The sequence below is a fragment of the Phenylobacterium sp. genome, from assembly GCF_035539035.1.
Taxonomy (GTDB): domain Bacteria; phylum Pseudomonadota; class Alphaproteobacteria; order Caulobacterales; family Caulobacteraceae; genus Phenylobacterium.
Window position 1 is genome coordinate 291032 of record NZ_DATLJI010000016.1, and the last position, 12290, is coordinate 303321.

Consider the following 12290-nt stretch of genomic DNA (forward strand, 5'->3'; position numbering starts at 1 on the left):
TCCCTTCGGACCCGTGCGCCAGCCTCCTGTCGGCGCGGCGTCGCCGCCGCGCCCGGTCTGTCGCCCTACTTCACCTGGGCCAGGGCGGCGGTGAGCCGCTTCTTGGCCATCGGCGGCGCCTTGGCGTAGGCGCTTTCGGCCGAGGCCAGGTTCGGGCCGCCGTCGCCGACCTTGGCGACGAAGGTCATGCCGAAGCCGTAGTGCGGCGCGCACTTGAAGCCGTAGACGCCCGCCTTGGCGAACTTCACCACCAGCTCCTTGTTCATCGGCCCCTTCACCACCTCGGCGCCGGGCGGCAGCATGCCGATGATCGACTCGGCGTTGTGGCCCGGGTTGGTGGGCACGAAGCGGACCGTGTCGCCCGGCTTCAGCTTGGCGCTCGCGGGCTCGAAGACCATCATTCCGGCCGGGCCCTTGTCGAGCATCTTCACCTGCACCTCGGCGGCGGCGGCTTGGCCGGCGACCGCGAGAAGGCCGGCGACAGCGCCGGCGGCGAGGACAGTCTTAAGCATCTTAATGTTCCTTCAACGTCTCTGGCTTGCTTCAGTCTTACTGTGTCTCTTGTATCCCCCGAGACGTTCCCTCACCTTGTTCCAGATCAACCTTCTTGGCTTTTTCTTCGAGTTCAGAGAAATCTCGGAAACAGGATCCGCTCTTCCAGCTGGACGTGCTCACGGAACTCCTCGTCGTACTTGCGGCAGAGCTCATAGAGCCTGCGCCAGCTGGCGCAGGCTTCGGCGGGCGGCGTGTAGTCGCGGGTCAGCCGGACCAGGCGCTCAAGGCCGTCCTGCAGGTCGTCGTGCTCGGTCCCGAGAGCCGCGATCGGCTGGCGCAGCATGGCGCCCTCGCCCGACAGGATGATCGGAAAGAGCACCGCTTCCTCGCGGTGCTGGTGGGAGCCCACCGACTCGGCCATCCGGGCGAGAAGCTCGGCGAGGCCCGCGGGGTAGTGCGGCGAGCCGGCGTGGCGGGCTTCGACCCGGCGGGCCAGCGCTGCGGCGGCCTCGAGGTCGCGGACGTGGGCCTCGTGATAGCCCCGGATCAGGCCGATCAGCTCGGAATCGCTGAGGTGCGAGAACCGGCGGGCGGCGGACGATGACATGGCCTCTGACATTTCGGAAACCCTTGGCTTGGTCCCCAACCTGCCGCCGGCGATGGCCGCCGACGTTGTCGGCGCACAAACCGGCGGGCCGCGGGCGCAAAAAAAGCGGGGCGCGGCTCCCGTCCGGAACCGCGCCCCGCCCCTCTCGCCCCTCGGCGATCAGCTGCTTAGTGGCCCATGTCCTTGTTGGGGTTCGGAGCCGCCCGGAAGATCTCCGGGTTTTCCGGCCCGGTGACCGTCAGGATGCCGGCGCCGCCCCGTTCCACCCGGCTCAGGGCGTGGTCGACCAGGATGTAGTTGCCCGGCACTTCGAGCTTGAAGTCCACCACGGTGGCCCCGCCCGGCGCGACGGTGACGGTCTGCACGTCCTTGATCGGCGGGCTGGTCAGCGACGCCATCTGGTAGACGTTGTCGAAGATCTCGCCGATCACGTGGAAGCTCGAGGTCTTGTTCGGGCCGCCGACGCCGAAGTAGATGCGGACCGTCTCGCCGACCTTGGCCTTCAGGGCCTTGTCGCCGGTCAGCGCCTTGTAGGCCCCGTTCATCACATAGTACTCGGGCTGTTCGTCGAGCAGCTTCTGGATGCTCTCGGTGGCCTCACCCTGCGTGCCCATGGGCTCTTCGGTGTAGATCTCGCCCTGCACCACGTAGAACTCGCGGTCGACCTTCGGCAGGCCTTCCGCCGGCTCCACCAGGATGGCGCCGTACATGCCGTTGGCGATGTGCTGGGCGACCGTCGGCGCGGCGCAGTGATAGATGTAGAGGCCGGGCTGCAGCGCCTTGAAGGTGAAGCTGCGCGTCTCGCCGGGCGCCGCCAGGGTGGCGGACGCGCCGCCGCCGGGGCCGGTCACGGCGTGGAAGTCGACGTTGTGCTGGGCGCTGGAGTCGGCGGGGTTGTGCAGCGTCACCTCGACGGTGTCGCCGACCCGCACGCGGACCATCGGGCCCGGCAGCTTGCTGTTGTAGGTCCAGTACTTGAAGGTCGTGCCGTCGGCCAGCTTGCCCAGGATCTCCTTGGTTTCCAGGTTCACCTTCACCACGGCCGGGGTGCGGCGGGTGATCGGCGGCGGCAGATCGGTGGCCGGCCGCACGATGTCGACGGCGGCGGAAGCGGCAGGCGCGGCGGCGGCCGGCGCGGCGTCCGTAGCGGCCGAGGCCGTTCCGGCGGCGAGCGCCAGGGCGGCGGCGGTGGCGAAGAGTGCGAAGGCTTTCATCTTACTATCCCCAGGGGCGCGACCTGCGCCCGATGGGCAGCTGTTTAGGGGGTATCCGGACGGGGTTCGTTGCGCTCGGACAAATTCCCGGCTCGATGAAATTCAAATTGGGCCCGAGGGAGCCTGCCCCGGATCAAGCCGCAGCTTGACCGTGCGCAATCGCCTGCAGGGCGCGCCCCCCTAGGGTCTCGGCGCAGTGAGGATCCCATGCGCGTACGACGACCCCGGCCCCGCCCCTTCCTTTCCGGACACGTGCGGCGGTCGGCCGCAGAGCATGCGCTGGTGGCCTTCAGCCCGCCCGTGAACCTGGTGCTGGGGGCGGCGCTGCGGCGGATCGCGCGCCAGAAGCCGGAGGTGTTCGAGCGGCTGGGGCGGTTCCGCAGCGCGGCCTTCGTGATCGCCCCGGCCGAGCTGCCGGTGGCCTTCCGGCTCGAGCCGGATCCGGCCCGCGGCCGGGTCAGGGTGGTCAGGCCGACCGACCCCGCGCCGGCCGCCGCGCGGATCAGCGGCCCCCTCGCCGAGCTGCTGGGCCTGTTCGACGGCTCCCTCGACGCCGACGCGGCCTTCTTCTCCCGCACCATCGACGTGGAGGGGGACACCGAAGCGGTGGTGGCGCTGCACAACACCCTGGAGGCCGCGGAGCTTTCGCTGGCCGATCTCCTGGGACTCCCGGCGCTGGCGCAAGGTCCGCTGGATTTCGGCCTGGCCGTTGTGCGACGCGCCGCGCACCGCCCGGCTCGAGCCTGAGCCATGGGATCCCTGGAGCTCGTCTGTCCCGCCGGCTCGCCCGCCATGCTGCGGGCGGCGATCGAGGCCGGCGCCGACGCCGTCTACTGCGGCCTGCGCGACGAGACCAACGCGCGCAACTTCCCGGGCCTGAACTTCTCGCCGGCGGAGCTGGCGGACGCCTGCGCCTGGGCCCACGCGCGCGGGGCCAAGGTGCTGGTGGCCATCAACACCTTCGCGCGGGCCGGGGCGGTGGACACCTGGCGCGCGTCCGTGGACGCGGCGGCCGGCGCGGGCGCCGACGCGATCATCGCCGCCGACCTCGGCGTCCTGGCCTATGCCCACGAGGCGCGGCCGGGCCTGCGGCTGCACCTCTCGGTCCAGGCCGCCGCCAACTCGCCCGAGTCGATCCGGTTCTACGCCGAGACCTACGGGGTGAAGCGGGTGGTGCTGCCGCGCGTGCTCTCGGCGCCGGAGATCGCCGCGCTCGTCCCGAGGGTCCCCGTGGAGATCGAGGCCTTCGTGTTTGGCGGGCTCTGCGTGATGGCGGAGGGCCGCTGCGCGCTGTCCTCCTACGCCACCGGCCGCTCGCCGAACCTGTCCGGCGTCTGTTCGCCGCCCGAGGCCGTCGCCTTCGACCGCTCGGCCGAGGCGCTGATCCCCCGCCTAGGCGGGCTGGCCATCGACGCCTATGCGCCCGACGAGCCGGCGGGCTATCCGACCCTCTGCAAAGGGCGGTTCGAAGCGCAGGGCGACGCGGCCTACCTGTTCGAGGAGCCGGTCAGCCTGAACGCCATGAGCCTGCTGAAGGCGCTGCGCGCGGCCGGCGTCACGGCGGTGAAGATCGAGGGCCGCCAGCGCGGCAAGGCCTATGTGGCGCGCGTGGCCGCCGCCTTCCGCGCCGCCATCGACGCCCTCGACCGCGGCGAGGACACCGAGGCCTACGAGCGCCTGCTCTCCGACCTTGCCGAGGGCGGCCGGGAGACCGCCGGCGCCTACAGGAAGAAATGGCGATGAGTCCGGCCCGCATCGCGCTGACGCTCGGCCCCCTGCTTTTCAACTGGCCCGCCGACCAGGTCCGGGACTTCTACGCCCGCATGGCCGACGAGCCCGCCGTGGAGCGGGTCTACCTGGGCGAGGTCGTCTGCGGGAAACGCGCGCCGCTGCTCGCCGAGGCCCTGCTCGATTCGGCCGAACGGCTGGAGGCGGCCGGCAAGACGGTGGTCTGGTCGACGCTCGCCCTCCCCGCCACCCCGCGCGAGCTGCGCGGCATGGGCGAGCTGGTCGCGGCCGGCGGGCTGGTGGAACTGAACGATATCGCGGGCCTCTCGCAGGCCCCGCCGGGCGCGGCCTTCGTCGCCGGCCCCTTCCTCAACGTCTACAACGAGGCCGCCGCGCAGGAGCTGATGCGGCGCGGCTGCGTGCGGCTGTGCGCCAACGTCGAGGCACCGCTGGCCTCGATCTCGGCGATCGCGGCGGCCTGCCCCGGCCTGGAGATCGAGCTCTTCGCCTACGGGCGCCTGCCGCTCGCCCTGTCGGGCCGCTGCTACCACGCCCGCGCGCACGGGCTGCACAAGGACGCCTGCCAATTCGTCTGCGACCGCGATCCGGACGGGATGGCGGTGCGCACCGTCGAGGGTGAACCCTTCCTGGCGATCAACGGCATCCAGACCCTGTCCCACGGCGTGCAGCTGGCCGACACCGCGCCCGAGGCCCTGCGCGCCGCGGGCGTGGGGGCCCTTCGGCTCTCCCCGCATAGCGGCGACATGGCCGCGGTGGCCCGGGCGTTCCGTTCCTTCCTCGATGGCGGGCTCGACGCGCGGGGCCTGCGCCTGGCGGTGGAGGCGGCGCGACCGCCAGGCCCGCTGGTCAACGGCTATCTCGCCGGCGTCGCCGGCCGCCGTCCCGTCGCCGAGACCTAGGTGCCAGCCTCCCCCTTCGCGAGCCCAAAAAAAAGGCCCCGCGGGGGAAACCGGGGGCCCTCAAAGGGGAGAACAAATGTCATGGGACCGTGCGGCCGCACCTCCTTTTCCGAGCGGATGGCCCATCGGGGCCGGGGAGAGGCCAGCGCTGCCGTTCAGCAGCCGGCCTTTTGGCGTGAATGGCCCGGGCGTCCGTCGGAACCCGCCGGGGCCGCGCCAATCGGGTTAGCGGGCCGAGAGCACGATGACCGGCGCTTCGGCCGTCAGCATGCCGCGGGCGACCATGCCGTCGTAGCGGCGCATGGCCCGCACACGGGACCGCTGGCTGCACCAGTTGAGGTCCGAGAACTCCAGGTCGCGGTTGGTGACCGCGTTGCGGCAGACGAAGCCGGCGGCGAGGCGCACCTCGTGACGAACCACCGTGCGGTCCTTGCCGGCCAGGGGGACGGTGACCTGCGTCGGCAGGTGGCCGCTGACGGAGACTTCCGACACCCCTTCGCCCTGGGCCGCATGGGCCGCGCCACCAAGGGCGACGGCGGCGCCGAGAGCGGCGACAAGGGTTGCGATGCGTGTTGCCGATGTCATTGCCGGCTCCTCCTTATGATGCTCGAAGCCTAGGCCCGGCGCGGCCGATCGCGTTTGCCGTTGGTCAAGCCTGACCTTGATAGTGGGCGGCAGGGGTGCGCAGCCTTGGTCAGGTGAGGGATTGCCTTGGCCTTCGCCCGCGGGCGCCGGACACTGGCGGGCGGCCCGGGAACTGGCCCTTGACGCGGGTCAAGCGCAGCCGACGCCCGGCGCCGCATGATCGCCGCCCGGAGGTCCCATGCCGCAACTGCTGAACGATCTGGAACGCATCCTCGGCCCCGACGGCCTGCTGGCGGGCGAGGCCGCCGCCGAGCGGGCGTTCAGCCTGTGGACCCGGCTGGGGACGCCGCTGGCGGTGGCCCGGCCCCGCTCCACCGCGGAGGTCGCGGGGGTGCTGCGCGCGGCGCGGGCCGCCGGCGTCGGGGTCTCGCCGTGGGGCGGGCTGACCGGCCTCGTCGACGGCGCCTTCGCCGACGGGACGGTGGCGCTCAGCCTGGAGCGCATGACGGCCGTCGAAGAGCTCGACCGCGACGGCTCGAGCATGACCGTGCAGGCCGGCTGCACCGTGGCGGCCGCCGCCGAAGCCGCCGAGGCGGCGGGGCTGTTCCTGCCGCTGGACCTCGGCTCGCGCGGTTCGGCGACCATCGGCGGGACCATCTCCACCAATGCCGGCGGCAACCGGGTGCTGCGCTTCGGCATGATGCGCGACATGGTGCTGGGCCTGGAGGTCGTGCTGGCCGACGGCACGGTGGTCGAGGGGCTGAACCACCTCATCAAGAACAACACCGGCTATGACCTGAAGCAGCTGTTCATCGGCTCGGAGGGGACGCTGGGCGTGGTCACCCGCGCGGTCCTGCGCCTGCGCCAGAAGCCCGCGTCGCAGAACACCGGCTTCGTGGCCGTGCAGGACTTCGACGCCCTGCCCCGACTGCTGCGGCGGCTGGAGGCGGAACTGGCCGGGCAGCTCTCGGCCTTCGAGGTCATGTGGCCGGAGTTCTACGATCTCGTCACCACCCCGCCCGCCTTGGGCCGGCCGGTGCTGGAGCCGGGCTACGCCTTCTATGTGCTGGTGGAGACCCTGGGCGCCGACCCGGAGGGCGACCAGGCGCGGTTCGAAGCCGTGCTCGGCGGGGCGCTGGAGGACGGGCTGATCGCGGACGCCGCGCTCGCCAAGTCGCAGGCCGAGCGTGACCGCATGTGGGCGCTGCGCGACGACGTGGGCCAGACCGGCCGCCACGGCCCGATCCTGGCCTTCGACGTGAGCCTGCCGCTCTCCGAGATGGAGTCCTATGTCGCCGAGGTGCGCCGCGCGATCGCCGCGCGCTGGCCGGAGGGGAAGCTCACCGTGTTCGGCCACCTCGGCGACGGCAACCTGCACCTGATCGCCAGTGTCGGCGACCGCAGCGCCAAGCCGCAGGTCGAGCAGGCGATCTACGATCCGCTGCGCCGGCGCGGCGGCTCGGTCTCGGCCGAACACGGCGTCGGCCTGCAGAAGCGCGCCTGGCTGGCCCATTCCCGCTCCCCGGCCGAGATCGCGCTCATGCGGACGCTCAAGCAGGCCCTCGATCCGCAGAACCTGCTGAATCCCGGCAAGGTGCTGGCCCCGACGGAAGAACCGACGGCGGTTTGATCTGCTTCAAATCCGCGACGGGCGGATCGGGCTAGAGCCAGCGGTCAGCTCTGGAGCCCGCCCGCATGGACATGTCGCCCGCCGCCTCGCCGGCGCTCTCCGCCGCTCCGGCGCCCGCCTTCGCCGAGGTGCTGTTCTTCGGGAGAGTGAGCGACACCTTCGGCCGCTCGGCCCAGGTGTCGATCCCCCGCGAAGGCTGCCGGCTTTCCGATGTGATGGCGAGCCTTTGCGAACTGTTCGACACCGGCGCGACGGCGCTCACCGAGCGCGGCCTGCGCACCGCCGTGGCGCGCGAGATCGTCATCGGCGACGTCTGGGTCCGGCCGGGCCAGGAGGTCGCCTTCTTCTCCCCGTTCTCCGGAGGCTGAGCCCGTGAACGCCGTCACCCCCGCCCCGAAGGGCAAGGCCCGCATCGACGAGAGCCTGCCCTTCTATCCGCTGAACATCGCCGTGCTCACCGTCTCGGACACCCGCGACGAGCGGACCGACACCTCGGGCGGCCTGCTCGCCGACAGGCTCACCGCGGCAGGCCACGTGCTGGCCGGCCGGACGATCGTCCGCGACGAGGTCGACGCGATCCAGGCCCAGGTCACCGCCTGGGCCGAGAGCGGCGAGGTGGACGTGATCCTGACCACGGGCGGCACCGGCTTCTCGCCACGCGACGTGACGCCGGAAGCGGTGCGGCCGCTGCTGCGGCGGGAGATGGACGGCTTCGCCGTCGTGTTCCACCAGGCGAGCTACGGCACCGTCGGGGTTTCGACCCTGCAGTCGCGGGCGCTGGCGGGCCAGGTCGGCGAGGCCTTCATCTTCTGCGTCCCCGGCTCCACCGGCGCCTGCCGCGACGCCTGGGACCTAGTGCTGGCCGAGGAGCTGGACAGCCGCTTCAAGCCCTGTTCGCTGGTCGGCCAGATCCCCCGCTACCGCGGCGTTTGCAACTAGCCGCTAGCCCAGGAAGGGCGCGAACAGGACGTTGTTCTCGAGCCGCATGTGCTCGACGAGGTCGTCATGGATCTTGCGGCAGGCGTCGTTAAGCGCCCGCCAGGTGCGGCAAGCGTCGGCCGGCGGCGTGAAGTCGCAGGTCAGCTCGCGCAGGACCTTGAGCTGCGCCTCCACGTCCTCGTGCTCGGCCATCATCCGCCGGATCGGGAATCCGGCCGTGGGGCCGTAGCCGCCGAGGATCATCGGAAAGAGCACCCGCTCCTCCTTCTGCTGATGGGCTTCCAGGTCGTCGGCCATGAGCGCCAGGTGGTCTGCGAGGCCGTCCGGGCACTCGGACACGCCGGCGTGCACCGCCTCCACCTTCCGCGCCAGGCGGATCGCCTCCGGGAACTCGCGCCGGTGCGTCTCATGGTAGCGGTCGAGGATGTGGGCGATCAGCGCTGGCGGGTCGGCCGGCGCCGTTTCGGCGGGCGTGGACGGTCTCGACAGGACGGTGTGGTCCGAGGGCATGGAGGGACTCCTTCCCCCGCACCCTAGGCCGCCGGTCCACGGACGACATTGAAGCCCCGGCGCACCCCGCTTGACGTTCAGCAACCGGCGTCTTGTCGGATTCAGGCGGGTGCGGCGTGGCGCGCTCAATGCGGGCGCCGCACGGAATCGCTCAGTCTGTCTGCCCTTATCCGGAGAGACGGCCATGGCATTCGACAACCCGCTGGCGGGCGAGATCTGGTCCAGCAAGTACCGCTTCAACCCGAGCGACGAGAAGGGCGACGCCACGGTCGAGGAGACCTGGGCCCGCGTCGCCGCCGCGCTCGCCGAAGCCGAGGCGCCCGAACTCCGCGAGACGATGCGCGCGAAGTTCCTGGACGCGCTGCGCGACTATCGCTTCCTGCCCGCCGGGCGGATCCTGGCGGGGGCCGGGACCGCGCGCACGGTCACCCTCTTCAACTGCTTCGTCATGGGCGCGATCCCCGACGACCTGGCTGGCATCTTCGCCCATGTGCGCGAGGCGGCGGTGACCATGCAGCAGGGCGGCGGCGTGGGCATGGACTTCTCCTCCATCCGCCCGTCCGGCTCGGCCGTGAAGGGCGTCGGCGCCGACGCCTCCGGCCCGCTCAGCTTCATGGACGTCTGGGACTCGATGTGCCGGACCATCATGTCGGCGGGCCAGCGGCGCGGCGCCATGATGGGCTGCCTGCGCATCGACCATCCGGATATCGAGGCCTTCATCGAGGCCAAGCGCGAGCCCGGCCGGCTGCGCAACTTCAACCTCTCCGTCTTGGTCACCGACGCCTTCATGGCCGCCCTGGAGAAGGACGAGGACTGGCCGCTGGTGTTCGAGGGCGAGGTGATGCGCACCGTGCGCGCCGCCGACCTCTGGGCGAAGCTGATGCAGGCCACCTACGACGCCGCCGAGCCCGGGGTGATCTTCATCGACCGGGTGAACGAGAAGAACAACCTCGCCTACTGCGAAACCATCCTGGCCTCGAACCCCTGCGGCGAGCAGATGCTGCCGGCCTACGGCGCCTGCCTGCTGGGTTCGATCAACCTGGCCCGCCTGGTGGACAAGCCGTTCCGCAAGGGCGCGCGGATGGACGAGGCGGCGCTCGCCGACCTCACCCGCACGGCGGTGCGCATGCTCGACAACGTCATCGACATCTCCCGCTACCCGCTCGAGGCGCAGGAGGCCGAGGCCAAGGCCAAGCGCCGCATCGGCCTGGGCGTCACGGGCCTGGCCGACGCCCTGGTGTTCTGCGGCGTCGCCTATGGCTCCGACAAGGCGGTGGAGCTCACCGAACGCTGGCTTGGCGTGATCAAGCGCGAGGCCTACCGGGCGTCCGCGGAGCTCGCCCAGGAGAAGGGCCCCTTCCCGCTCTACGACGCCGCCATCCTCGACCGGCCGAACCTGATCACCCTGGACGACGAGACCCGGGCCCTCATCGCCCGCCACGGCCTGCGCAACGGCTGCCTGACCTCGGTGGCGCCGACCGGCACCACCTCGCTGCTGGCCGGCAACGTCTCCTCGGGCATCGAGCCGGTGTTCGCCTACGCCTACACCCGCAAGGTCCGCCAGCCGGACGGCTCGACACGCGAGGAGGCGGTGGAGGACTATGCGCTGGCCCAGTGGAAGCGTCTGCACGACGACCTGCCCCCGCCGCAGGACGTGTTCGTCAGCGCCCAGACCCTGACGCCCGCCGACCACGTGCGCATGCAGGCCGCGGCCCAGAAGCACGTCGACAGCTCGATCTCCAAGACCGTCAACTGCCCGGAGAGCATCAGCTTCGAGGACTTCGGCGACGTCTACCTCGAGGGCTACCGCACCGGCTGCAAGGGCCTGACCACCTACCGGCCCAACCCGGTGACCGGCTCGGTGCTGTCGGTGGAGCCGGAGCCCGCGCCCGCCGCGGCCGAGCCCAAGCTCGCCCCGCGTCCGGAATCGCTCGACGGCGCCACCTACAAGATCTCGTGGCCCGAGAGCGCGCACGCCGTCTACATCACCATCAACGACGTGATCGACGGCGGGACCCGGCGGCCGTTCGAGATCTTCATCAACTCCAAGAACATGGAGCACTACGCCTGGACGCTGGGCCTCACCCGGATGGTTTCGGCGGTGTTCCGGCGCGGTGGCGACGTCTCCTTCGTCGCCGAGGAGCTGAAGGCGGTGTTCGACCCGCGCGGCGGCGCCTGGCTGGGCGGACGCTATGTCCCGTCGCTGCTGGCGGCGATCGGCGGGGTGATCGAGCGCCACCTGGAACGCGGCGCGCACGCGGCCCTGCCGCCGGCGCCCGAGCCCGAGACGCCGCTGCCCGTGCGCCCGTTCGCCGGCGTCTCCTGCCCCCGCTGCGGCGGCTTCGACATGGTGCGCAAGGAAGGGTGCGACACATGCTTCTCCTGCGGCTACTCCAAATGCGGATGAGACGCAGTTGATGGTCATCAAGGCGTAGCGGCCGGCCTGGGCGCATAGTCCGTCCATGTCGACCGCCGCCCTCCGGCGGGCCTATACGGGCCCCGCCATCTTCAGCTTCGGATTCCGTCCGTTCTTCCTGTTCGGGTCCGCCTGGGCCGCCATCGCGGTGCCCGTCTGGGTGTGGAGCTTCCTCGGGGGCTCCGCCGCCATCGCCCACCGCGACTGGCACGTTCATGAGATGCTGTTCGGCTTCCTGGCCGCGGTGGTGGCAGGCTTCCTGACCACCGCCGTGCCCAACTGGACCGGCCGCATGCCGGTGATCGGCGCGCCGCTGGCGGGCCTTGTCGCCCTCTGGTTCGCCGGCCGCCTGGCCATGCTGGGCCAGTGCTGGCTCGGCCCCCTGGCGGCGGTGATCGACGCCGCCTTCCTCCTGGTCTTCGCCGGCGTGATCTGGCGCGAGATCCTGGCGGGCAAGAACTGGCGCAACCTGCCGGTCTGCGGCCTCGTCAGCCTGCTGGCCCTGGGCAACATCCTCTTCCACCTGGACACGGCGCTGTGGGGCACGCGCGTGGGCGAGCGCGTGGCGCTCGGCGCCATCACCATGCTCCTCGCCCTGATCGGCGGCCGCATCACGCCGAGCTTCACCCGCAACTGGATGAAGCAGCGCCGCATGACGCCGGAACCGGCGGCGCACGGCTTCGCCGACAAAGCGGCCCTCGCCCTCACCGGCCTCGGCGCGCTGGCCTGGATCTTCGCGCCGGAACACGTGGCCACGGGGGCGGCGCTGGCCGCCGCCGGGGCGGCCAACCTCGTGCGCCTGGCCCGCTGGCGCGGCTGGGCGGCGGCGCCCGAGCCGCTGCTCTGGATCCTGCACGTGGGCTACGCTTGGCTCGGCGTGGGCCTGCTGCTCCTGGGCCTCTCGCGGCTCGACCCGACGCTGGTCGCCCGCAGCGCCGGCGTCCACGCGCTCACCGCCGGAGCCGTCGGCGTCATGACCCTGGCCGTGATGAGCCGGGCCACCCGCGGCCACACGGCCCGCCCGCTGACCGCCGACAACGCCACCGTGGCCGTCTATCTGGCCATCAACGCAGCGGCGATCCTGCGGGTGGCGGCGCCGTTCGTCCCGCAACTGCAGCCGCCGCTGCTGGTGGCCTCGGCGGCGCTCTGGACCGCCGCCTTCGCCGGCTTCGCGGTCAGCTACGCCCCGATGCTGGCGTTCCGCCGCCCGCTCACCGCTTGACCGCCGTCAAGGCGCTGTCCCGCG

The 12290-nt window shown here is 71.6% G+C and carries 13 protein-coding genes; 8 read left to right on the forward strand and 5 right to left on the reverse strand.

What is annotated here, in order from left to right:
* Window positions 1-65: 65 nt before the first annotated feature.
* The 3 genes from VM685_RS15385 to nirK form a co-directional block, all read right to left on the reverse strand.
* The gene (locus tag VM685_RS15385; protein WP_325461054.1) at window positions 66-512 is read right to left on the reverse strand and encodes a pseudoazurin; all 447 of its coding nucleotides are present in this window, start codon (window positions 510-512) and stop codon (window positions 66-68) included.
* A 113-nt stretch (window positions 513-625) separates the two neighbouring features.
* Window positions 626-1102, reverse strand: coding sequence for a hemerythrin domain-containing protein (locus VM685_RS15390; RefSeq protein WP_325461055.1), 477 nt, complete (start codon window positions 1100-1102; stop codon window positions 626-628).
* A gap of 167 nt (window positions 1103-1269) precedes the next feature.
* The gene (nirK, locus tag VM685_RS15395) at window positions 1270-2316 is read right to left on the reverse strand and encodes a copper-containing nitrite reductase (RefSeq protein WP_325461056.1); all 1047 of its coding nucleotides are present in this window, start codon (window positions 2314-2316) and stop codon (window positions 1270-1272) included.
* Between the two features lie 252 nt (window positions 2317-2568).
* On the opposite strand from nirK, the gene ubiT reads away from it, so the two are divergent.
* The 3 genes from ubiT to ubiV are packed head-to-tail and all read left to right on the forward strand — an operon-like array spanning window position 2569 to window position 4964.
* Window positions 2569-3063: a ubiquinone anaerobic biosynthesis accessory factor UbiT gene (ubiT, locus tag VM685_RS15400; RefSeq protein ID WP_325461057.1), complete on the forward strand. Its 495-nt coding sequence runs from the start codon at window positions 2569-2571 to the stop codon at window positions 3061-3063.
* Window positions 3064-3066: 3 nt separating this feature from the next.
* Entirely contained in the window at window positions 3067-4059 is a 993-nt protein-coding gene (gene ubiU, locus VM685_RS15405; protein WP_325461058.1) for a ubiquinone anaerobic biosynthesis protein UbiU, read from the forward strand.
* Entirely contained in the window at window positions 4056-4964 is a 909-nt protein-coding gene (gene ubiV, locus VM685_RS15410; protein WP_325461059.1) for a ubiquinone anaerobic biosynthesis protein UbiV, read from the forward strand. Before ubiU ends, ubiV begins: the two co-directional genes overlap by 4 nt.
* Window positions 4965-5189: 225 nt before the next feature.
* Here ubiV and VM685_RS15415 read toward each other — a convergent pair whose 3' ends face one another.
* Window positions 5190-5549: a hypothetical protein gene (locus VM685_RS15415; RefSeq protein ID WP_325461060.1), complete on the reverse strand. Its 360-nt coding sequence runs from the start codon at window positions 5547-5549 to the stop codon at window positions 5190-5192.
* A gap of 238 nt (window positions 5550-5787) precedes the next feature.
* Between VM685_RS15415 and VM685_RS15420 the strand changes: the two genes are divergently transcribed.
* From VM685_RS15420 to moaB, 3 genes are all read left to right on the forward strand, one after another.
* A complete protein-coding gene (locus VM685_RS15420; protein ID WP_325461061.1) occupies window positions 5788-7179 on the forward strand; it encodes an FAD-binding oxidoreductase in 1392 nt (463 codons plus the stop codon).
* A gap of 65 nt (window positions 7180-7244) precedes the next feature.
* Window positions 7245-7547 carry a MoaD/ThiS family protein gene (locus VM685_RS15425; RefSeq protein ID WP_325461062.1) on the forward strand — a complete coding sequence of 101 codons (303 nt, stop codon included), beginning with the start codon at window positions 7245-7247 and terminating at the stop codon, window positions 7545-7547.
* A 4-nt stretch (window positions 7548-7551) separates the two neighbouring features.
* Window positions 7552-8118, forward strand: coding sequence for a molybdenum cofactor biosynthesis protein B (gene moaB / locus VM685_RS15430; protein ID WP_325461063.1), 567 nt, complete (start codon window positions 7552-7554; stop codon window positions 8116-8118).
* Between the two features lie 3 nt (window positions 8119-8121).
* On the opposite strand, the gene VM685_RS15435 is transcribed toward moaB, so the two are convergent.
* Entirely contained in the window at window positions 8122-8628 is a 507-nt protein-coding gene (locus VM685_RS15435; RefSeq protein WP_325461064.1) for a hemerythrin domain-containing protein, read from the reverse strand.
* A gap of 184 nt (window positions 8629-8812) precedes the next feature.
* On the opposite strand from VM685_RS15435, the gene VM685_RS15440 reads away from it, so the two are divergent.
* Window positions 8813-11035, forward strand: coding sequence for an adenosylcobalamin-dependent ribonucleoside-diphosphate reductase (locus VM685_RS15440; protein ID WP_325461065.1), 2223 nt, complete (start codon window positions 8813-8815; stop codon window positions 11033-11035).
* Window positions 11036-11090: 55 nt separating this feature from the next.
* Window positions 11091-12266, forward strand: a complete 1176-nt coding sequence (locus VM685_RS15445; RefSeq protein ID WP_325461066.1) for an NnrS family protein — start codon at window positions 11091-11093, stop codon at window positions 12264-12266.
* The last annotated feature ends 24 nt before the right edge of the window (window positions 12267-12290 follow it).